Annotated in this window: 22 protein-coding genes and 1 pseudogene; 17 read left to right on the top strand and 6 right to left on the bottom strand. The window is 37.8% G+C overall.

The window, feature by feature from the left end:
* Positions 1 to 336: 336 nt before the first annotated feature.
* Together sigK and pssA are read right to left on the bottom strand one after the other, a co-directional pair.
* Positions 337 to 1,044, bottom strand: a complete 708-nt coding sequence (gene sigK / locus ACIQXF_RS12195; RefSeq protein ID WP_402783211.1) for an RNA polymerase sporulation sigma factor SigK — start codon at positions 1,042 to 1,044, stop codon at positions 337 to 339.
* Between the two features lie 87 nt (positions 1,045 to 1,131).
* Positions 1,132 to 1,632 carry a CDP-diacylglycerol--serine O-phosphatidyltransferase gene (pssA, locus tag ACIQXF_RS12200; RefSeq protein WP_402783213.1) on the bottom strand — a complete coding sequence of 167 codons (501 nt, stop codon included), beginning with the start codon at positions 1,630 to 1,632 and terminating at the stop codon, positions 1,132 to 1,134.
* Positions 1,633 to 1,768: 136 nt separating this feature from the next.
* On the opposite strand from pssA, the gene ACIQXF_RS12205 reads away from it, so the two are divergent.
* From ACIQXF_RS12205 to ACIQXF_RS12260, 12 genes are all read left to right on the top strand, one after another.
* Positions 1,769 to 2,551 (top strand): phosphatidylserine decarboxylase, encoded by a 783-nt coding sequence (locus ACIQXF_RS12205; protein ID WP_402783215.1) that lies wholly within the window; start codon positions 1,769 to 1,771, stop codon positions 2,549 to 2,551.
* 33 nt (positions 2,552 to 2,584) lie between these two features.
* Positions 2,585 to 3,109, top strand: a complete 525-nt coding sequence (locus ACIQXF_RS12210) for a YqeG family HAD IIIA-type phosphatase (RefSeq protein ID WP_402783365.1) — start codon at positions 2,585 to 2,587, stop codon at positions 3,107 to 3,109.
* Positions 3,106 to 4,209 carry a ribosome biogenesis GTPase YqeH gene (yqeH, locus tag ACIQXF_RS12215; RefSeq protein ID WP_402783217.1) on the top strand — a complete coding sequence of 368 codons (1,104 nt, stop codon included), beginning with the start codon at positions 3,106 to 3,108 and terminating at the stop codon, positions 4,207 to 4,209. The genes ACIQXF_RS12210 and yqeH overlap by 4 nt, the downstream gene beginning before the upstream one ends.
* A 36-nt stretch (positions 4,210 to 4,245) precedes the next feature.
* Positions 4,246 to 5,076: a shikimate dehydrogenase gene (gene aroE / locus ACIQXF_RS12220; protein ID WP_402783218.1), complete on the top strand. Its 831-nt coding sequence runs from the start codon at positions 4,246 to 4,248 to the stop codon at positions 5,074 to 5,076.
* 5 nt (positions 5,077 to 5,081) lie between these two features.
* Entirely contained in the window at positions 5,082 to 5,384 is a 303-nt protein-coding gene (gene yhbY / locus ACIQXF_RS12225; RefSeq protein WP_402783220.1) for a ribosome assembly RNA-binding protein YhbY, read from the top strand.
* Positions 5,385 to 5,393: 9 nt separating this feature from the next.
* On the top strand, positions 5,394 to 5,984 hold the full coding sequence (locus ACIQXF_RS12230) for a nicotinate-nucleotide adenylyltransferase (protein WP_402783222.1): 591 nt from the start codon (positions 5,394 to 5,396) through the stop codon (positions 5,982 to 5,984).
* Positions 5,953 to 6,525 (top strand): bis(5'-nucleosyl)-tetraphosphatase (symmetrical) YqeK, encoded by a 573-nt coding sequence (yqeK, locus tag ACIQXF_RS12235; protein WP_402783223.1) that lies wholly within the window; start codon positions 5,953 to 5,955, stop codon positions 6,523 to 6,525. Before ACIQXF_RS12230 ends, yqeK begins: the two co-directional genes overlap by 32 nt.
* Positions 6,522 to 6,866: a ribosome silencing factor gene (rsfS, locus tag ACIQXF_RS12240; RefSeq protein WP_402783225.1), complete on the top strand. Its 345-nt coding sequence runs from the start codon at positions 6,522 to 6,524 to the stop codon at positions 6,864 to 6,866. The genes yqeK and rsfS overlap by 4 nt, the downstream gene beginning before the upstream one ends.
* Positions 6,867 to 7,607 (top strand): class I SAM-dependent DNA methyltransferase, encoded by a 741-nt coding sequence (locus ACIQXF_RS12245; RefSeq protein ID WP_402783227.1) that lies wholly within the window; start codon positions 6,867 to 6,869, stop codon positions 7,605 to 7,607.
* A 286-nt stretch (positions 7,608 to 7,893) separates the two neighbouring features.
* Entirely contained in the window at positions 7,894 to 8,541 is a 648-nt protein-coding gene (locus ACIQXF_RS12250) for a helix-hairpin-helix domain-containing protein (RefSeq protein WP_402783229.1), read from the top strand.
* Positions 8,542 to 8,663: 122 nt separating this feature from the next.
* Positions 8,664 to 9,233, top strand: coding sequence for a ComE operon protein 2 (locus ACIQXF_RS12255; RefSeq protein WP_402783231.1), 570 nt, complete (start codon positions 8,664 to 8,666; stop codon positions 9,231 to 9,233).
* Between the two features lie 107 nt (positions 9,234 to 9,340).
* Complete coding sequence (locus tag ACIQXF_RS12260; protein ID WP_402783232.1) at positions 9,341 to 11,521, top strand: DNA internalization-related competence protein ComEC/Rec2; 2,181 nt, start codon at positions 9,341 to 9,343, stop codon at positions 11,519 to 11,521.
* 32 nt (positions 11,522 to 11,553) lie between these two features.
* On the opposite strand, the gene ACIQXF_RS12265 is transcribed toward ACIQXF_RS12260, so the two are convergent.
* The gene (locus ACIQXF_RS12265; protein WP_402783234.1) at positions 11,554 to 11,691 is read right to left on the bottom strand and encodes a YqzM family protein; all 138 of its coding nucleotides are present in this window, start codon (positions 11,689 to 11,691) and stop codon (positions 11,554 to 11,556) included.
* Positions 11,692 to 11,855: 164 nt separating this feature from the next.
* Here ACIQXF_RS12265 and holA point away from each other — a divergent pair, with 164 nt between their 5' ends.
* Positions 11,856 to 12,866: a DNA polymerase III subunit delta gene (holA, locus tag ACIQXF_RS12270; protein WP_402783236.1), complete on the top strand. Its 1,011-nt coding sequence runs from the start codon at positions 11,856 to 11,858 to the stop codon at positions 12,864 to 12,866.
* Positions 12,867 to 12,970: 104 nt separating this feature from the next.
* Here holA and rpsT read toward each other — a convergent pair whose 3' ends face one another.
* Positions 12,971 to 13,219: a 30S ribosomal protein S20 gene (gene rpsT, locus ACIQXF_RS12275; RefSeq protein ID WP_402783238.1), complete on the bottom strand. Its 249-nt coding sequence runs from the start codon at positions 13,217 to 13,219 to the stop codon at positions 12,971 to 12,973.
* A gap of 162 nt (positions 13,220 to 13,381) precedes the next feature.
* On the opposite strand from rpsT, the gene gpr reads away from it, so the two are divergent.
* The 4 genes from gpr (at position 13,382) to lepA (ending at position 19,884) form a co-directional block, all read left to right on the top strand.
* Positions 13,382 to 14,398, top strand: a complete 1,017-nt coding sequence (gene gpr / locus ACIQXF_RS12280) for a GPR endopeptidase (RefSeq protein WP_402783239.1) — start codon at positions 13,382 to 13,384, stop codon at positions 14,396 to 14,398.
* Between the two features lie 52 nt (positions 14,399 to 14,450).
* Positions 14,451 to 15,296, top strand: a complete 846-nt coding sequence (spoIIP, locus tag ACIQXF_RS12285; protein ID WP_402783240.1) for a stage II sporulation protein P — start codon at positions 14,451 to 14,453, stop codon at positions 15,294 to 15,296.
* A 547-nt stretch (positions 15,297 to 15,843) separates the two neighbouring features.
* On the top strand, positions 15,844 to 17,748 hold the full coding sequence (locus tag ACIQXF_RS12290; protein ID WP_402783241.1) for an acyltransferase family protein: 1,905 nt from the start codon (positions 15,844 to 15,846) through the stop codon (positions 17,746 to 17,748).
* A 309-nt stretch (positions 17,749 to 18,057) separates the two neighbouring features.
* Positions 18,058 to 19,884, top strand: a complete 1,827-nt coding sequence (gene lepA / locus ACIQXF_RS12295) for a translation elongation factor 4 (RefSeq protein WP_402783243.1) — start codon at positions 18,058 to 18,060, stop codon at positions 19,882 to 19,884.
* A gap of 124 nt (positions 19,885 to 20,008) precedes the next feature.
* On the opposite strand, the pseudogene ACIQXF_RS12300 reads toward lepA, so the two are convergent.
* A pseudogene (locus ACIQXF_RS12300) lies at positions 20,009 to 20,344 on the bottom strand (inorganic pyrophosphatase).
* A 17-nt stretch (positions 20,345 to 20,361) separates the two neighbouring features.
* Positions 20,362 to 20,523: an IS3 family transposase gene (locus ACIQXF_RS23060; RefSeq protein WP_483869729.1), complete on the bottom strand. Its 162-nt coding sequence runs from the start codon at positions 20,521 to 20,523 to the stop codon at positions 20,362 to 20,364.
* Positions 20,524 to 20,629: the final 106 nt, after the last annotated feature.

Consider the following 20,629-nt stretch of genomic DNA (forward strand, 5'->3'; position numbering starts at 1 on the left):
ACCTAAAAAAGATGACACCTGCACAATACAGACATCATCTTCTTCAAGTTGCCTAGAGCTTTTTTTAAAATGTCCTTTACAAAGGGTACACTTTAGATCGCAAGGGGACTTTTTTTATCTTCGTGAAAATATGTTCTGGATGTCAAATCATATATAAGATAGGAGTAAAATTAACTTTTTTGTGTTATGACAAGAGAGGTGCCTAATTTTTATTGATGTAGAACTCGAAGGACATTCACTTTAGAAAAACTGGAATTTGTAATAAAAAGTACAAGATAAAGTGGATGTTAATGTAATGGCATTATTGAAATTTTACAATTATCAATTTACAATAAATTATTCAATAGTTTTTTGATCTCGTTTATATAATTGATAGAGTTTAATAAGTGCTCGCTTTTCAATGCGAGATACATAGCTACGAGAAATTTTTAAACGTGCAGCGATTTCCTTTTGTGTAAGTGCATCCTGCTGGTTTAATCCATAGCGGAGTGTTACTATCTCAAGTTCACGTTCATCGAGCATATGCAAATAATGATATAGTTGTGCGACATGTTCTTTATGTTCGAGTTTTTCAGTTGCACTCTCTTCATCGCATTGTAATAGATCTCGAATTTGTAGGGCATTGCCATCTTTGTCAGTACCAATTGGCTCAAATAAGGAAACATCTTTTTGCACTTTTTTCTGAGTACGTAGATGCATTAAAATTTCATTTTCGATACAGCGGGCAGCATAAGTGGCAAGGCGAGTTTTTTTGTCAGGAGTGTAGCTTTCGACGGCTTTCATAAGACCAATAGTCCCGATAGAAATATAATCATCAAGCTGTTCGTGTTTTGGGTGGAATTTTTTTACAACGTGTGCGACGAGTCGCATATTGCGCTCAATAAGATCGAGGCGCGCTTGCTCATCGCCGCCTAAAAATCGTTCAATACAAGCAGCTTCCTCTTCTTTTGAAAAGGGTTTATGGAATGTTTGCCCTTTTAAATAGCCAAGTAATGCTGGGATCTCAAGCCATAACTGCAACATAGATGTGAAAATTCCGCTCATTGAATGATTTCATCCTTTCCCCATTTTTCGACAGTATATGTTATGAAACTGCGTTAAATGAAAAAAAGTGCAACAGCAAATGCGCTGTTACACTTTTTTTAACGTAAATGTACTAATCATTAGTAAAGCTAAAATTGGGAAAAGGAAAAGATAAAATGCCGGGTGGAACGTATTAGAAGCAAAATACGTTAAAGTTAAGAGCGTACCTGCCGCTGTAATTGGTAACCCTGTGAAATAGCCGTTTGTTTCACTAATATTGAAGCGGGCTAATCTCATCGCACCACAGATGATATACAGCACTGTCATCATCATGCCGACATAACCAAAGTCGACTAAGACAACTTCATACATTAATAATGCAGGCGCAACACCAAATGATATAATATCACTCATAGAATCTAATTGTTTACCTAAATCAGACACTTGTCCGAGTGCTCTAGCTACCTTTCCATCATAGCGATCAAGAAGGGCTGCAATAAAGATAAACAAGACACTGTAGCTATAATATTCATGTAGTGTAGCCATTATGGCCGCGCCACCAAATGACATATTACTGATTGTTATGAAGTTTGCTGCTTGCGATTTCATTTTCTTAACCGTAGTATCCACCAACTTGTGATAAAAAAACAAGGGGGATCACTCCTTTGCACTTAAGATATTGTACCATTATACTTCGAATGCGAAAAAATTGACAGTCTAAATTAATAGATAGGGGTTTTGCTTTATGAAAGAAAAACTATACCAACGCTTGATTGAATTAACAAATGGCAAGCAGTCCTCCCAGATTTTGCAAACTATTGCCAAGGCGAAGTGGAGCAAACGAATTATTCCTAGCTACATGAAGGTATACGATATTAACCTTGAAGAAGTTTCAAAAAAACAACAACAATTTTCAAGTTTACATGACTTTTTTACAAGAGAGCTTTTAGAAAATGCGCGTCCAATTGAACAAAATTCCACAACCTACATAAGTCCAGTGGATGCGAAAGTGGAATCATTTGGACGTATCGAATGGGATATGACATTTCTTGTAAAAGGTAAGCCTTATGCATTACAAGATTTACTTGGCAATACAGAACGTGCTGAACAATATACAGATGGACATTTCATCGTGTTTTATTTGAGTCCTGCTGATTATCATCGTATCCATAGCCCAATCGATGGGGAAGTGCTAAGACAATATACACTTGGGCAAAAATCCTATCCTGTAAATCAACTTGGTCTGACATATGGTAAAAAACCAATTTCACACAATTATCGTTTAGTAACAGAGTTAAAAGTGGCGAATAGTCAACAGGTAGCGTTTATTAAAGTTGGTGCTACCTTTGTAAACTCAATTGTACTCACGAATACTACATCACAGTGGTGTAAGGGTGAAGAAGTCGGTTATTTTTCATTCGGCTCTACAGTAGTAATGCTGTTTGAAAAGGATGCAATTGAATTTACGGATAATGTTGTACAAGGAAGCCCAATTCGAATGGGTGAAGCCTTTGCAAATATGCTATAATGGTCGAATAATACGTTTAGATTAGGGGTCGCTATTTTGTATAATTTTTTATTACCAGATGAATTTGTGACGAGTATTTTTGAAATTACACCTGAAAAGCTTCAAGAATTAGGTATAAAAGGTATCATTACGGATTTAGATAATACGCTTGTGGAATGGGACCGTGCAGATGCAACGGAAGAGCTTATTATTTGGCTTCGCATTATGAAAGAATCAGGCATTCGTGTTATTATTGCGTCAAATAACAAAGAAGCACGTGTCAAGCATTTTGCTGAGCCTCTAGGTATTCCGTATATTCATAAGGCTAGAAAGCCACTTCGTAATGCCTTTTATAGTGCAATTATTCAATTAGGTTTACGTCCACACGAAGTAGTAATGGTAGGAGACCAATTACTAACAGATGTGATGGGTGCAAATCGCTTAGGCTTGCATACGGTACTAGTAAAACCGGTTGCACAATCAGATGGGCTCGTAACAAAATTCAATCGATTCGTTGAGCGCCGTGTGTTCAATGATTTAAAACGAAAAGGAATCATTACTTGGGAGGAAAAAGAATGAACGAAATGCCAAATTGTATTGGCTGTGGTACAACAATTCAAACAGAAGATAAAACAGCAGTTGGGTATGCCCCCCCATCATCATTAGAAAAAGACGTGGTCATTTGCCAACGTTGCTTCCGTTTGAAAAATTATAATGAAATTCAACCAGTGTCATTAACAGATGACGACTTTTTACGCATATTAAACGGTCTTGGCACACAGCAAGGCTTAATCGTAAAAATTGTTGATATTTTTGACTTCAATGGGAGCTGGTTGCCAGGACTTCACCGCTTCGTAGGTAAAAATCCTGTGTTATTAATTGCAAATAAAGCCGATTTATTACCGCAATCTGTGAAACCGAAAAAAGTAATTAATTGGTTAAAACGTGAAGCGAAGGCTCTTGGTCTACAACCTATAGATGTACTTTTAGTGAGTGCCCATAAAGGTAAAGGGATGGCTGAAGCGATGGAAGCTATTGACGAGTACCGTAATGGACAAAATGTTTACGTTGTAGGTTGTACAAATGTTGGGAAATCTACGTTCATTAATCGTATTATCAAGCAAGCTACAGGTGAGGGAGAGGTTATTACCACTTCTCATTTCCCGGGTACGACTTTAGATATGATTGAAATTCCATTAGATGATGGTAGTGCATTATATGACACACCAGGGATTATTAATCATCATCAGATGGCACACCATATTGACGCTAGCGAGTTAAAATATATTATGCCTAAAAAAGAAATAAAGCCGAAAGTTTATCAGCAAAATGCAGGACAAACATTATTTATCGGCGCCCTTGCTCGCTTTGATTTTATTCAAGGAGATCGTTCGGCATTTACGGTCCATGTGGCAAATGACTTACCAATTCATCGTACAAAGCTTGAGAAGGCAGATGCATTGTATGCAGAGCATAAGGGGGAGTTGCTTGCACCTCCAACAGCTGATTTTATAGACCAGCTACCACAATTAGTCCGTCATGAGTTCTCGATTAAAGAAGCCAAAACAGACGTTGTATTCTCTGGTCTTGGTTGGATTACGGTACAGCATGCAAATGTAGTTGTAGCAGCTTATGCGCCCAAAGGTGTACAAGTTTCAATTCGTCCATCACTAATTTAGAATATAGTCAGACAAGTAGAGAAGAGGGACTAGGAAATGAAGAAATGGTTTGCGGTTATGGGTGATCCAATTGAGCACTCAAAATCACCAGCTATGCACAATGCTTGGTTTGAGGAAAAGTCGATAGATGCGACATATATTCCTGTGCACGTATCATCTGAAAACCTAGAGTCAGCAGTTACTGGCTTGAAAACGTTAGGTGCAAGTGGCTGGAACGTTACAATTCCACATAAAACAGCAATCATTCCTTATTTAGATGAGCTAGATGAGTTGGCACAAAAAATGGGGGCTGTTAATACGGTTGTCCGAACAAAGGAAGGTAAATTAAAAGGATATAATACAGACGGTGTTGGTTTTGTTCGCTCGCTTGAAGATGCAGTTGGCAAGTCACATAAAGACAAGCCAGTTCTTCTAATTGGTGCTGGCGGTGCAGCCCGTGGCATTGCTTTTGCGATGCAGCAGCAAGGCTACAAGAATTTAACCATTGCCAATCGCACAGTAGCAAATGCGCAAGCGATAGTTGATGAAATGGGCACAGGTAGTGCTATATCTCTAACAGATGCAGAAGAAACATTAGCTGATTTCAGTATTTTAGTGCAAATGACATCGGCTGGGCTTGCTACGGGGAATTTTTCAATGCCATTTTCACTAGAACGTCTTGCAGAAGGCGCAATTGTTGCTGATATTGTGTATAATCCATTAATGACGCCTTTTTTACAAGCTGCTGAAGAAAAAGGGGCAACCGTCGTTACGGGTCTTGGAATGTTCGTTCACCAAGGGGCCATTGCCTTTGAGTACTGGCTTGGTGAATACCCAAATACAAATTCAATGGTTGCGCAACTGAAGGCGCAATTAGGAGGATATTAATTTTTATGTTAACAGGTAAACAAAAACGTTTTTTACGTGCAGAAGCACATCATTTAACACCAATTTTCCAAGTGGGAAAAGGCGGCGTTAATGACGAAATGACGAAGCAAATTCGTGAAGCATTAGAGGTACGAGAACTTATTAAGGTACGTATTTTAGATAACTGTGAGGAGGAAAAGCATGACGTTGCTGAAGCATTAGCTAAAGGTGCCCATGCAGAGCTTGTACAATTAATTGGACTGACAGTTGTTTTATATAAAGAATCACGTAATCATAAAAAGATTGTATTACCAAAAGCAACGAAATAAGGTGAGACGATGAAAAGGATCGGTTTACTGGGAGGAACATTTAATCCACCACATAATGGGCACCTAATGATGGCTAATGAAGTACTTCATGCATTGGATTTAGATGAAGTTCGTTTTATGCCAAATGCCTTACCACCACATAAATTCGCACGTCATGATGCCAGTGATGTCGAACGACTTGAAATGGTAAAGCGTGCAATAAGTCCATATCCGCATTTTTCTGTGGAATCGTATGAGGTAGAGAAGGGTGGCGTATCCTATTCATATGAGACACTTTCTACAATGTGTAAAAGAGAACCGAATACAATATTCTACTTTATTATTGGAGGCGACATGATTGATGCGCTTCACACATGGTATCGTATTGATGATTTGGTAAAGCTTGTACAATTTGTAGGGGTAAAGCGTCCAGGAACAGAGGCCATAACAGAGTACCCTATATTAATGGTGGAGGTTCCCCAAATCGATTTATCGTCCACATTGATTCGTGAACGCCTTGCCACTGGAGGAACGGTTACTTTTTTACTACCAGAAGTGGTAGAGACGTTCATACGAGAGGAAGGTCTTTATGGAACGCGAACAGTACTTAGCGGCGATTAAGCCACGCATGCCTGAGAAACGCTATATTCATACCATTGGCGTAATGGAAACGGCCATAGAGCTAGCTAAATTATATGGTGAGGACGAGAAAAAAACTGAGACAGCAGCCATCCTTCACGATATTGCGAAATATGCAGATATTGAATGGATGGAGCAAATCGTCCGTGATGAACAATTAGATGCACGTCTAATTGGCTGGGGTAGTGAATTACTGCATGGTCCAGTAGGTGCTTATATCGCAGAAAGTGAATTTGGCATTACAGATAAGGATATGTTAAATGCTATTCGATTTCATACAACAGGACGCGTTGGCATGAGTCGTTTAGAAAAAATAATTTTTGTTGCAGATATGATTGAACCGAATCGTAAATATGACGGCGTTGATCGTCTGCGAAAAAAAGCACAGAAAAATTTAGATAAAGCGATGAATGCTTGTGTACGCCATACATTGGCATTTTTAATTGACACAAAGCAGCCCATTTATCCATTATCAATAGAATGTTATAACGATACGATAAAAAGAGAGGACAGTGAAGGATGACTTCAACTTTATTACAATCAGCTTACAAAGCAATTGACGACAAACACGGTGAGGATATTGTCGTTTTAAATATGCAAGGCATTTCACTTCTAGCGGATTACTTTATCATTGCTCATGGTAATTCTGACCGCCAAGTGCAAGCAATCGCACGTGAATTACAAGACGTAGCAGTAAAAGAGGGGTATGAAATTCGTCGTGTAGAAGGCTTTGATGGAGCACGTTGGGTTCTTGTAGACCTAGGAGATGTTGTGGCGCATGTATTCCATAAAGATGAACGTGCTTATTATAACTTAGAACGTCTATGGGGCGATGCACCGCAGCTAGACATGCCAGAGGCTTAAGTGAGTAGTTACGAACGATTTGCACACGTATATGATGAGCTACAAACCGATATCCCTTACAATCTTTATGTGGAATGGGTTTTACAGCATGCACCGAGCAATCAATTTCCACGTCTTTTAGATATCGGCTGTGGTACAGGTGTGCTTGGTCTGTCACTTGCACAGGTTGGTTACAAGGTGAGTGGAATTGATTTATCAGAAGATATGCTCTCGATTGCCGCTGAGCGCTTTGCTGATGCAGGTTTACATGTGCCACTATATTGTATGTCAATGGATGAATTAGATGGCTTTAATGGGCTAGATGTTGTAACGATTGCTATTGATTCACTAAATTATGTAGTGGAGGAAAACGCAGTATACTCTACGTTAGAACGGATTTATGATGCTTTACGAGATGAAGGTCTGCTGTTTTTTGACGTACATTCGTTATTTAAAATGAATGATATTTTTTTAGATGGACCATTTACGTTTGACAATGGCGACATTAGTTATGTATGGCATACGGAGCCTGGAGATTTCGAACATTCCGTTGTTCATCAAATGACGTTTTATGTGCGTGATGCAGAGAGTAATTTGTATGAACGCTTTGACGAAGAGCATATCCAACGAACATTCTCAATTGAGCAATATATGACATGGCTTCGAGCGATTGGCTTTAAACATGTGGAAGTAACAGCGGATTTCACAGACGAGGCCCCTGAATATGAAAGTGAACGCATTTTTATCCGCGCGGTGAAATAACAAAACAGCTTGTTGGTAAACTAACCAGCAAGCTGTTTTTACATTTTAATCGGATAGAAATGCTGAAGTGACGGATAGAAGAGCCGAAGTGACAGATAGAATTATCGAACAGACGGATAGAAAAGCCCAAGCGATGGATAGTACCATCGAATCGACAGATAGATCTAATGGGCTAGTCCCACACCTTGCAGAGATGCAGATAAATTATCTTTTCAATACAAGAATGATATTGTAAGATGAAATAGACTCCATATGATTACCTTTTGCAGAGGAAAGGATGTTATGGATGATCCAATCTTTATGGCAAAAGTACAAAAAAAGTATGTTGCTTCCTGGCATACTTGTAATCAGTGGACTTTGTTACTTCTATTTTTCGAGTTCTGACTCTTCACCTCCCCAAGAAGAGCTCATCGAAACAATCCAGCCTATTGAACAACATGAAATGTTAGATACTGTGGATGAAGCGGTCATACAACAGGTATTTGTCGAAATAAAGGGTGCTGTTATGTATCCAGGTGTTTATGAGTTACAGCCTGATCAACGTATAAAAGACGTTGTACAGCTCGCTGGTGGCTATACGCAGGATGCTGAGACACAACTCATTAATCATGCCCAAAAAGTTCAGGATGAAATGATTATTTACATTCCTATTAAGGGTGAAAAGCTAGAAGACACCACCTCTAATATCCTAACGATGCCTACTAACGAAAAATCGCAAAGTAATAATGGCCTGAAAGAACAAAAGGTCAATTTAAATAAAGCAGATGAAGCAACTCTTACGACTTTATCGGGCATTGGTCTGTCAAAGGCTCAAAGTATTATCTCCTTTCGTGAGGAGAATGGTGACTTTAAATCAATTGAGGATTTAAAAAAAGTAAGTGGAATTGGTGAGAAAACATTTGAGAGACTAAAGGATTCTATTATAGTAAAGTGATCAGGCAAGTTTTCTGTGATATTGACGACCCTTTTCAAAAAGGGCTACACTATAGTAGAAAAGTGACTGTAGCAAAGAAAGCGCAGTTTATTGAGAGTAAGTAAACTTTTGGAGGTAGTCATATGGAGCGAATTACATGGGATCAATTTTTCATGGCGCAAAGCCATTTACTCGCATTACGTAGTACTTGTACAAGACTAGCAGTAGGAGCAACCGTTGTTCGGGATAAACGAATTATTGCAGGAGGCTATAACGGTTCAATTACAGGTGATGAGCATTGTATTGAAAAAGGTTGCTACGTTGTTGACAATCATTGTGTACGTACAGTGCATGCTGAAATGAATGCACTTCTGCAATGTGCTAAATATGGTACGCCTACAAAAGGTGCAGATTTATATGTGACACATTTCCCGTGTCTACCATGTACTAAATCTATTATTCAAGCAGGTATTGAACGCGTGTATTATGCCACAGATTATAAAAATAACCCATATGCACAGGAATTATTTGAAAAAGCAGGTGTGCAAGTCGTTCATGTCCCATTTGATGAACGTAAAATCGACTTTTTAAAGGACGAAAAATTAGCCTTGTACCTAGACATGCTAAACGAACTCCGTGAGAGTGGTATGCCTGCTGAAAAATTGCTCCCATATGAACAGAAGGTGAGTGTATTATTTGGCAAAAAGCTCTAAAGCATAAATGGATATACGTAGCACTTGCTGTACTTGTAGCTTCAATAGCGGCACACAAGTCAGCTTGGCTACTCATCATCCTCTTGTTATTCGCATTGTGGCTTATCTTGAAAGGTGAAACGCGCTTTATTTCAGCTCTTATAATAGCCGTTGGATGTCTTTCCTATTCCTTCATTGTAATATTTCAACTGACGGAACCCTCTCCTCTACCGTCATCATTTCCTATAACTTGGTCAAGTGAATATAAAATAAATGGACAAAAACTCCTTGGCTTTGTAAAAACTGAAACAGGCGAGAAGCTGTATGTCGTCTATACTTTCTCCTCAGAACAAGAGAAAGACTTTTATGAAAACATATCATTAACAGGTTTAACCTACCTTGTACAAGGAGAACTTGTTGCACCACTACCACCTGCACATGCTTATGCGTTTTCAATGGAGAAATATTTAAGAAGTAAAGGTGCAAGTGGAATATTTGAAATTTCAAGTTGGACATTTGTCGAAGAGCAGAAATCCATTCGTTCGTTTCTTGGCAAACAGAGATATTTTATGAAAAAACATATTGAGACTACTTTCCCGCAGCCACTGGTTGCAGAAGCACAAGCACTACTAATAGGATTACAGGATAATGTAGAAAATGAGCTTCAACGAGCCTATCAAAAGCTAGGCATCACACATCTATTTGCCATTTCTGGACTACATGTGGCTCTTGTATCATGGTTATTTTTTGAGGGTCTTTTACGTATCGGCGTAAGGAAAGAAATGGCCACCTTAGTGCTACTCATTATTTTACCTATATACGGGGTGTTAGCTGGTGGTGCTCCTTCCGTCTGGCGTGCAGTATCTGTCGTTGAATTAATCATGCTGATGCGCTACGCTAAGTGGCATATATCTATTGATGATGCCCTAGCTATTAGCTTTATAGGCTTTGTACTGCTTGAGCCAGGTATCGTTTATCAGGTCGGCTTTCAATTGTCATATTTAGCAACGGTTAGTCTCGTCTATTCAGGAGTCATTGTTAGACAATCAACGAGTTGGCTTATGCGCTCCTTTTTTATTACATTTGTGTGTCAACTTCTTGTATATCCATTATTACTCCATCATTTTTATGAAATTTCCATTTCTTCATTTTTAGCAAATATTATTTTTGTGCCACTGTTTTCTTTAGTTATTTTACCTTTTAATATTGTCTTGCTTGTAGTAACGTTTATTTCACTTCCTATAGCAAAGGTTTTGTTTAGCGTATACGAGCCATTACGTGTTTGGCTAACGAAGTTCATTTTATATCTTCAGGAGTTGCCGTTTCAGCTATGGTCACCAGGAAAGCCTACTATATGGCTTATTTGTGTGGCAATGATAGGCGTGTTAGCAGGCTTCTATTTTTTAGAGACAAAGCAATATGACAAATTTACAGTTGTGTTACTTGCCCCAGCATTATGTATTCATCTATCTCCGATGCTATTTAATGAAACGAAGATAACGTTTTTAAACGTTGGTCAGGGTGATTGTACAATCATTGAATTACCATTTAGAAGGGCTGTTTATGTTGTTGATTCTGGGGGCTTATTGCGCTTTGAACAGGAGTTATGGAAGACTTCAGATAGTCCATATGAGGTCGGGAGACAGGTTGTTGTACCGTTTTTAAAAGGGAAAGGGATACGAAGTATTGATATTTTTATCGTCACCCATGCCGATGCTGATCATGTAGAGGGGGCTGAGGAGGTTTTACAAGAGATAAACGTACATGAAATTCACGTCACTCCTGGTTCAATGGATGAGCCCGTCATGCGTGATCTGATGATGGAAGCCAAAAAGCAAAAGGTCCCAGTGAAGGAAAAGATGCAAGGTACATCGTGGCACATAGGAAAAACAAGCTTTTATTATTTATGGCCTCATGACACCCAATACGAAGGGAATGATGATTCAATTGTGTTGTATTTGCAACAGGGAACCTTTCGGGCATTATTCACAGGTGATTTAGAGGAGTATGGTGAACGGCAGCTTATCAAGCTCTATGATACTCAATTAGCGAATCTGATGTTATTAAAGGCAGGACATCATGGCAGCAAAACATCAAGTATTGAGCCATTTGTGGAGCTATTACGGCCTGAATTGACTATTTTCAGCGCTGGGCTCAATAATCGCTATCGTCATCCACATAATGAAGTAGTAGAGCGTTTTACAAGTCGAAATTTATCTACTTTAACAACTGGAATAGATGGTTCGATTGAAGTACGAATTCGTGGAAATAGTTGGTTAGTCCAAAAGGAAAAAGACCTTGTCCATTGACAAGATCCTTTTCCACCATACATTACGTTTAATTATTTAGATACGAATTCTACTATTGCTGCGATAATAAACATAACTGTGAAAACTCCGAATGATACACCGAAACCGACACCAGAATCGATTGCCTCGTTACGTCTGCATTGTACATTTTTTCCTTCAAATGGATTCATTGTTATCCCTCCAATTCTGTTATTTATTATAAGACATCATTTTCATAAAAGCTATATCGAAAAGGAGAATTCATCATGTGGCAAGGAATAGACACAATTCGGTCAAAGTCACAACGGAATTCAAATCATGTATACTAGTAGTATTGCTAGATGGAGGGAAAATTATGATATCGACGGTTTGGAACAAAATCAACAAAGGAGAGCTCTCACCAGTTTATTTACTCGTCGGGGAGGAAAGCTATTTTATAGATGAAACAATTAAACGTTTAAAAGAAGTGATGGGGCCAGAAGAAGAGATAGAAATGTCGACATTTGATTTGGAAGAAGAGCCAGTGGATGTCGTGATGGATGAAGCAGATACAATTCCTTTTTTCTCTGAACGAAAGTTGGTCATTGCAAAAAACGCATCTTTTTTAAAGGCAACTGAAAAGGGCAAGGAGAAAATCAATCATGATGTAAAGCGCCTTGAGACTTGGCTTGCAAATCCATCCGATTTTTCGGTAACAGTTTTTATCGCGCCTTATGAAAAATTGGACGAACGTAAAAAAGTGACTAAAATTATGAAGGAACATGCATTATTAGTCCAGGCTGAAACACCAAAAGAGCAGGATTTAGCTGTGTGGATTCAAAGTCTTGTCAAATCAGAAGGCAACAGCATAACACAAAATGCCATTGAGCAGCTTATCGCAATGGTTGGACCTAACATGCTGCAGCTACAAATGGAAATTGAGAAGTTAACTCTTTATTTAGGTGAGGGTGGTGAAATTACTGCTACATTAGTTGAAGATTTAGTGGCAAAAACATTAGAGCAAGATGCCTTTAAAATGTTAAATGCTTACTTTGCAAATGATTCTGTAGGAGCATTGTCGATTTATCACGATTTACTACGCCAAAAGCAAGAGCCAATCATGTTAGTTGGATTGCTTGCATCAAATGTACGTACAATGTCCAATGTATTTTACTTATTGAAAAAGGGTTATCACCCTCAACAAATTGCAAAAAATTTAAAAATACATCCATATCGTGTTAAGTTGATGGTAGAGCAGCGTAATCGTCCTTCAGAGGAAAGTTTACTAAAGGCATTATATCAATTAGCAGAAGTTGATTTACTGCTGAAAACGGCAGGGGGCAATCGAGAACGTTATTTAGAACTTTTCTTGTTGCGACGACTTTGAAAATTAGATATAACAAAGAGCTGTCAAAAGTTATGTATTTGACAGCTCTTTTAATTAAAAAGGATCAGCTACTCATAATAGAGTATACTGATCCTTTAAAACAATTACGCTTTTTTAGAAAGGCGAGACTTTTTACGAGCCGCCGCGTTTTTGTGGATAAGTCCTTTTGAAGCTGCTTTATCTAATGATTTGTAAGCTGCTTGTAAAAGTTCTTGTGCGTTCTCAGCTTTAGCAGCAACAGCGTTTTCAGCTTTTTTCACTGTAGTACGCATTGCAGATTTAGCTTGAGAGTTAGCAAGGTTAGCTTTTTCGTTAACTTTTACGCGTTTAATTGCAGATTTAATGTTTGGCATATCTTTCACCTCCTAAATTAGGTACGAGATGATATCTTCTCATTGATTCTTGTGTCAATACAACAAAAATCATTTTAACAAACGCTAGGCTAAATTGCAATAGATAAATGCAAAGAATATTTACTTGACAGTTTGAACAGACTACAAGTTGAGGTGAACTATATGCAAAATTTAAATTGGCAACGTACGGATTTAATTGATGAATCTGAAGAGGTTGTCTTACATCAAACGAAAGAGCAAAAAGAAACACTTGAACAGTCGAATGGTGTTCAAATTGAAGATCGGAATGCAGGTCGAGTAAAAATCACAGATGTGCTAGTGAGTGCAGAAGGTGAAAAGCAAATCGGTAAAAAGAAAGGTCAATATATTACCCTTTCCGTACCAACCCTGAATCTTAACGATCACGATGGTTTTGAACAGCTTGAGAATGAATTGCTTGTGAATTTTAAAAAAATGCATGAATCAATGTCATGGAAAGAAGATGACAAGATTTTAATTATTGGTCTGGGTAATCGTACTATTACACCCGATGCTATAGGACCATATCTTATTGATCATTTGCATAGTCTTGATGTGATTGATGCAAAATTTGTCATGTACGCTCCGGGTGTAACAGGACAAACAGGCTATGAAACAGGTGAATTTGTCGCCGCGTTAGCAGAACGGTTACAGCCAAAATTAATCATTGTTGTCGATGCACTGGCGACAAGAGCAAGCAATCGCTTATGTAAGACAATTCAGTTAACGAATACGGGGATACACCCAGGTTCAGGTGTAGGGAATCAGCGTAAGGAAATTTCATATGAAATGCTAGGCATTCCTGTTACAGCAATTGGTATCCCAACAGTTGTCGATGCACCAGTATTAATCGCAGATGCTGTAGAGAACATGATACGTTCTATAGCTGCACGTGTTGAAGAACGGAGTAAGCCGTCATCAAAATTGTCATTGTCATCTTGGCAACCAGATATCAATAAAGAAGTAGATATGTCTTTAGTAAAGCCTATCTTCGGTGAGTGGGCAACTTGGTCGAAAGAGGAGCGTCAGCAATTGTTTGAAGAGACTTTTGCAGGCTCGCATACACAGCTGATGGTTACGCCAAAGGAAGCGGATTATTGGATAGATAAGTATGCAAAACTCGTTTCATCTATGCTTATGAAGTGGGCAAATAATCTATAATTTTTTTCGTTCTAAAAGACACATCCCCTCCATACGATATGTGGAGGAGGGTGTGACTTTGCTAAAAAAACTACAGTGGTCATTTGGTTTATTATTGTTCTTCTTCGTATTACCTGTCATTGCTGGGCAACTTCCGTTCAACAAGCAAGCATCGACTCCGCTTAAACAACCAGAGGATAATCCAGTCGTGTTTGCAGCTACTAATTTAGCTGAACAAAGTGTACTAGAGCAGACAAAAGAAGAGACAAAAGATTCTAATCCTTTTAAAGTATTGTTATTATTTACGCATTCACAGGAATCATATCAACCGATGGTAAAAGCTGTTAGTGGGAAAGAAGCTGCCGTTTATGATGAAAAAACAAATATTTATAGTCTACATGAAGCTATTTCCAAGCATTTTAGCATGAACGGTATACAAACAGATGTTTTAGAAGTTGATGTGATGAAAGAACTGAAACTTCAAGGGAAACTTTTTCCGGATGCCTACAATACAGCGCGTCCTTTTTTATCAAAACGTTTACAAGAACAATCCTATGATTTAGTCATTGATTTGCATCGAGATTCTGCCAAGAAAAATGCGACAACGATAACACACAACAATGAATCATATGCACGGATTGCCATTGTCGTTGGGGCAGAGCATAAGAATTATAGATGGAATACTGCCTATGCAGAAAGTATATCTGCCGCTATGAATGAAATTGTGCCAAAGATTTCTAGGGGTGTTATTTCTAAAAGTGGTGATAATGTAGATGGCCGTTATAATCAGGATTTAGCAAAAGAAATGATTTTAATTGAACTAGGTGGAATCGATAATACTGAAGAAGAGTTAAATCGTACAATTGCTGTAATAGGAAAGGCCATAGCAAAATCTTTTATTATAGAAAAACAAGGTTAGTATAAGTAAGAGATTACTATTTTGACATATTAGAAATGGCGAGAAGATGGTTTGTTATATGAACCTTCTTTTGGCCATTTTTGTGTGTCGTCATAAGTATTGGAACTAATGAGCAACTGTTAACAAAACTTCCAGAAATTTTTAAGAAAAAAAGATTATTATGCCTTTAAATTGTTCATTTCTTGTCTTATAATTTTCGAGTTGGCTAAAGTTGAGAATCGCTAATGCTTTTTTGATGAAACAGAAAAATTTAAATAATGTACTGCAACCTATACATATAAAGAGTTGTTTGTCTTGTTTTTTGTGATAAAAGAGAGATTTTTATGACGATGTGTAATGAATGACTTGAGCGACAAGTAATTTTTAGGATATCGAATATAAAATCCTATCTAAATATATTATTTTATCTAAACTTTTATAGTTACCCATCCGTCATTCATATAAGTGAACGACATGATGATTAGTTGGGAAAAGGAGACGATGTTTGGTTTTTACTAAAGTTTAATATTATTGAGAAGGTTTATCGTTTATTGGAGGAAGGAATATTATGTCAGGCAAGACACTCAAACATCGTTATATCCCTGGACTCGACGGGATTAGAGCTTTAGCAGTACTAGCTGTTATTGCTTACCATTTTAACTTCACCTGGGCCAGTGGGGGGTTCCTTGGAGTTGATATCTTTTTTGTTTTATCAGGTTACTTAATCACCTCTACAATCTTACCTTTAAAAGGAAATCAGTTAACTGTAGGATTGGGAGAATTTTGGATTGGGCGGTTTCGTCGCTTACTACCAGCTGCATATGTAATGATTATTACTTCATTCGCATGGGCTACACTCTTCCATAAAGAACTCCTTAATACGTTGCGGGGAGATGCAATATCCTCTATTTTTTATTCAAGCAATTGGTGGTTCATTTTTCATAAACTCTCTTATTTTGATAGTTTTGGATCCCCTTCACCTTTAAAAAATTTATGGTCTCTAGCAATTGAAGAACAATTTTATCTGATATGGCCGATTCTGCTTATGCTTGGGCTTTATATTGTTAAAAAGCAAAGAAAGTTAGCGGTTTTGATCTTTACAGGAACAATAGGTTCAGCCGTGTTAATGGGTATACTGTATGAGCCAGGTGCTGATCCAAGCCGTGTATATTACGGGACTGATACACGTTCCTTTGAATTACTAATAGGCTGTTGGCTAGCCCTCGTTTGGCCGATGAAAAGACTATCGTCTGAAAAACTATCAACTGAACATGTCAATAAACTAAATAGCATAGGTATGGTTGCTTTTAGTATTTTCATTTTAAGTGTTATTTTTGTAGATGAATATCAAACCTTCTTATATAGAGGAGGTATGTTTCTATTTTGTATAAATGCAGCTATATTAATTGCATGTGTTTGTCATCCAGTTAGTTTTTTAGGGAATATATTATCTTTGAAGCCTCTACGTTGGATTGGATCAAGATCGTATGGAATTTATCTTTGGCATTATCCGATTATAGTGTTGAGTACGCCAATCCAAGAAATAGGTAATCCACTGTACTGGCGTGTTACTTTACAGTTAATTCTTATCTTGATTGTTGCTGAATTATCATATCGTTTTATCGAAATGCCTATACGTAAAGAGGGATTCCGTTCATATTATCGACAGTACTTTGTTGTTAATAAAAATACATGGGGAAGTTTTTCACTAAGTAGAAAAATTTCGACAGTCCTTATACCACTATCCCTCCTAGTGTTTTTTACTGGGATGACAGGTGTTGTAGGGGAAGAAAAAACAGAAACTATAGAGTCCCACCCAACAAACATTAAAATAAATGGTGGGGAACAAACTTCTCCACAGAATGATTTTGTAAAAGAACATGAACCATCAGAAAGCGACCCATCCAATACTAAGGGTGAAAAAAATAACACTAGTTCCCAACAGAAAATAGAAGAGCCTGAGCAGGAACAAAATGATACAAATACTATTACTACGAATGAATCTTATAATGGAATTTTAGCCATTGGGGATTCGGTTATGATAGATATTGCTACAAGTTTACAAGAGGTCTATCCTGAAATTACAATTGATGGGAAAATTGGTCGCCAAGTTTCTCAAGCTGTCAAACTGGCGCCGAATTATGCTGGTTTTAATCAGCCAGATAAAGCAGTAATTATTCAACTTGGTACAAATGGTTATTTTACTAATGACCAGATTGATAACCTAATTGAAGCTTTCTCCAATGCCGATATTTATTTAGTAAATACGCGGGTACCACGTTCTTGGGAAAGTAAAGTGAATTATGCTCTACAACAAAAAGCGCAAGAGCATGAAAATATTACTCTAATCGATTGGCACGCTGCTGCCATTGACCATCCAGAGTTTTTTGCTCCAGATGGCGTTCATCTAGTACAACAAGGGATTGATACCCTTACGAATCTTATTCAACAATCGGTAGATACTACAGCTTGAAAAAAGTCGAAGTAAACTATAGCCAGCATACACCACGCAATGGGGTGTAACTGGCTAATTTGTTTTAAGGATTTATTATAGCTGTTGATTGATCTGAATCTGTAAAAACGCTATGTCCTGTGGCTTTACCTAAATGTCTGGCATCGCGTCAACCCTCTGCTGATTTTAGCATAATTCACAATACAGACACGAAGTTTATCTAACATGACAGCGGCAATCACGCTATGGCGTAATTGATACCGTTCTAATGTTGTGGTTTATATAAGGTTCATAGTATAATTCATTATAGTTTAATTAGGAGTGGAAAAGATGAACCGAGAAGGACGTTTAAAAAGACAAGAGAATATACGAAATTTCTCTATAATTGCACATATTGACCACGGGAAATCAACGCTTGCTGACCGTATTTTAGAGCAAACGAAATCATTAACTTCCCGTGAAATGAAAGCACAGCTCCTTGACTCAATGGATTTAGAGCGTGAGCGAGGCATTACGATTAAGTTAAATGCGGTACAATTAAAGTACGAAGCGAAAGATGGCGAAGTGTATACATTCCATTTAATCGACACACCAGGACACGTCGATTTCACATATGAAGTATCACGTAGTTTAGCTGCTTGTGAAGGTGCTATTTTAGTTGTGGACGCAGCGCAAGGTATTGAAGCACAAACACTAGCAAATGTTTATTTAGCACTTGATAATGATCTAGAAATTTTACCAGTTATCAATAAAATCGATTTACCAGCAGCAGACCCAGAACGCGTACGTCAAGAAGTAGAGGATGTTATCGGTTTAGATGCATCTGAAGCGGTATTAGCTTCTGCTAAAGCAGGAATCGGTATTGAGGATATTTTAGAGCAGATTGTAGAAAAGGTTCCTGCACCAACTGGTGATCCAGATGCACCGCTACAAGCCCTTATATTTGATTCAATTTATGATGCCTACAAAGGTGTTATTATTTCAATTAGAGTTGTCAATGGTACTGTAAAACCTGGCGATAAGATTCGAATGATGGCGACCGGCGCAGAATTTGAAGTAGTTGAAGTTGGGGTACATACACCGAAAGTGGTACCACAGGCTGAATTAACAGTTGGGGACGTAGGTTATTTAACAGCATCTATTAAAAATGTGGGCGATACTCGTGTGGGGGATACAGTAACATTTGCCAATCGCCCTGCGACTGAACCATTAGCTGGTTATCGTCGCTTAAATCCGATGGTTTATTGTGGTTTATATCCGATTGATACAGCCAAATATAATGATTTACGTGAAGCATTAGAAAAACTTGAGCTTAATGACTCAGCATTACAATATGAACCAGAGACATCACAAGCACTTGGATTCGGTTTCCGTTGTGGCTTCTTAGGGCTTCTACATATGGAAATTATTCAGGAGCGTATTGAACGTGAATTTAACATTGATTTAATTACAACAGCGCCTTCTGTTATTTACAATGTCCATATGACGGACGGTACATCAATCAACGTTGATAACCCTTCATTTATGCCTGACCCTCAAAAAATTGATCGAGTGGAAGAGCCATATGTAAAAGCAACAATTATGGTGCCAAACGATTATGTAGGAGCTGTAATGGAGCTTTGTCAATTGAAGCGTGGTAATTTCATGACAATGGATTATATTGATACATCACGTGTGAGCATTATTTATGAAATGCCATTATCAGAAATCGTTTATGATTTCTTCGACTATTTAAAATCGAATACGAAGGGCTACGCTTCATTCGATTATGAACTCATTGGCTATCAACCTTCAAAACTTGTGAAGATGGATATTTTATTAAATGGTGAGCAAGTCGATGCACTAAGCTTTATCGTACACCGTGACTTTGCTTACGAGCGTGGTAAAGTCATCGTAGAAAAATTAAAAGAATTAATCCCACGCCAGCAATTTGAAGTACCAATTCAAGCAGCAATTGGACAAAAAATTGTAGCACGCTCTACGATTAAAGCAATGCGTAAAAACGTATTAGCAAAATGTTACGGTGGGGACATCTCTCGTAAACGTAAACTTCTTGATAAACAAAAAGAAGGTAAAAAACGTATGAAGCAAGTAGGATCAGTCGAAGTACCTCAAGAAGCATTCATGGCTGTTCTGAAGATGGATGATTCGAAGTAATATTAGGTACGATAAGGGTTTGTATTCAGGTAATAATATAAGGATTGAATGGTGGGATTCCTCGCTTGTAGTGAACCCCAAAAGTTAGACTTATTTCGGAGAGGAGTTTTTCCTCTCCGTTATTTTAATTTAAAAGCTCAATTTTTGAATCAAACCATTGTTCCATGAAATTTATTTGTTCTCTAATTTGTTCTTTTGTGTAATTTTCATCCTCTGAAGTAACGACCCATTTTTCTCAATATCATTATTTCTATGGACAATTGCGATTAGTTTACCTGTAATTTCATCAATTGGCCCTTAATCTTATTTGAAAGGATATAGGCATCCTGTTCCTCTCCGCCGCCACCAATGATTCCAGGTACGTAACCATAATTTATCGGATAGACATATCAAAATCATCCTTATAGCCTATTGGTCGATCTACTATTACTTTCAATTTTTGTAGTTTATGAAGTTCCATAATGACTTTTGTCCTTTCTATGCAGCAAATTTTTCGTGGTACTGAACTAGACTACGATGGAACTTTCCTTTGATTCGGTTGTGAGTGTAGTAATATATCCAGTTTGCGATGGCCCGTTTTAATTCACCATAACTAGTGTAGAAAACCCCGTAAAATCCATCGTGAAAAATTTGTAATATTCAGATGAAGTAATGATGAAATAATACGCTAATCTACTGAAGCACAATATAATATTTCGAAGAATGTCTCAAATAGGGAACTGTTCGACAGTTGTCAATGGAAAAC

This window comes from Lysinibacillus sp. NPDC097231, assembly GCF_044761885.1.
Taxonomy (GTDB): domain Bacteria; phylum Bacillota; class Bacilli; order Bacillales_A; family Planococcaceae; genus Lysinibacillus.

What these genes read in the sequence shown, in the direction of transcription:
- ACIQXF_RS12255 (WP_402783231.1), top strand. Translation starts at nt 8,664, where the DNA reads ATGGAGCGAATTACATGGGATCAATTTTTCATGGCGCAAAGCCATTTA.
- yqeK (WP_402783223.1), top strand. Translation starts at nt 5,953, where the DNA reads ATGGAACGCGAACAGTACTTAGCGGCGATTAAGCCACGCATGCCTGAG.
- yqeH (WP_402783217.1), top strand. Translation starts at nt 3,106, where the DNA reads ATGAACGAAATGCCAAATTGTATTGGCTGTGGTACAACAATTCAAACA.
- rpsT (WP_402783238.1), bottom strand. Translation starts at nt 13,219, where the DNA reads ATGCCAAACATTAAATCTGCAATTAAACGCGTAAAAGTTAACGAAAAA.
- gpr (WP_402783239.1), top strand. Translation starts at nt 13,382, where the DNA reads ATGCAAAATTTAAATTGGCAACGTACGGATTTAATTGATGAATCTGAA.
- ACIQXF_RS12265 (WP_402783234.1), bottom strand. Translation starts at nt 11,691, where the DNA reads ATGAATCCATTTGAAGGAAAAAATGTACAATGCAGACGTAACGAGGCA.
- ACIQXF_RS12250 (WP_402783229.1), top strand. Translation starts at nt 7,894, where the DNA reads ATGATCCAATCTTTATGGCAAAAGTACAAAAAAAGTATGTTGCTTCCT.
- pssA (WP_402783213.1), bottom strand. Translation starts at nt 1,632, where the DNA reads ATGAAATCGCAAGCAGCAAACTTCATAACAATCAGTAATATGTCATTT.
- aroE (WP_402783218.1), top strand. Translation starts at nt 4,246, where the DNA reads ATGAAGAAATGGTTTGCGGTTATGGGTGATCCAATTGAGCACTCAAAA.
- yhbY (WP_402783220.1), top strand. Translation starts at nt 5,082, where the DNA reads ATGTTAACAGGTAAACAAAAACGTTTTTTACGTGCAGAAGCACATCAT.
- rsfS (WP_402783225.1), top strand. Translation starts at nt 6,522, where the DNA reads ATGACTTCAACTTTATTACAATCAGCTTACAAAGCAATTGACGACAAA.
- ACIQXF_RS12205 (WP_402783215.1), top strand. Translation starts at nt 1,769, where the DNA reads ATGAAAGAAAAACTATACCAACGCTTGATTGAATTAACAAATGGCAAG.
- lepA (WP_402783243.1), top strand. Translation starts at nt 18,058, where the DNA reads ATGAACCGAGAAGGACGTTTAAAAAGACAAGAGAATATACGAAATTTC.
- ACIQXF_RS12230 (WP_402783222.1), top strand. Translation starts at nt 5,394, where the DNA reads ATGAAAAGGATCGGTTTACTGGGAGGAACATTTAATCCACCACATAAT.
- holA (WP_402783236.1), top strand. Translation starts at nt 11,856, where the DNA reads ATGATATCGACGGTTTGGAACAAAATCAACAAAGGAGAGCTCTCACCA.
- sigK (WP_402783211.1), bottom strand. Translation starts at nt 1,044, where the DNA reads ATGAGCGGAATTTTCACATCTATGTTGCAGTTATGGCTTGAGATCCCA.
- ACIQXF_RS12290 (WP_402783241.1), top strand. Translation starts at nt 15,844, where the DNA reads ATGTCAGGCAAGACACTCAAACATCGTTATATCCCTGGACTCGACGGG.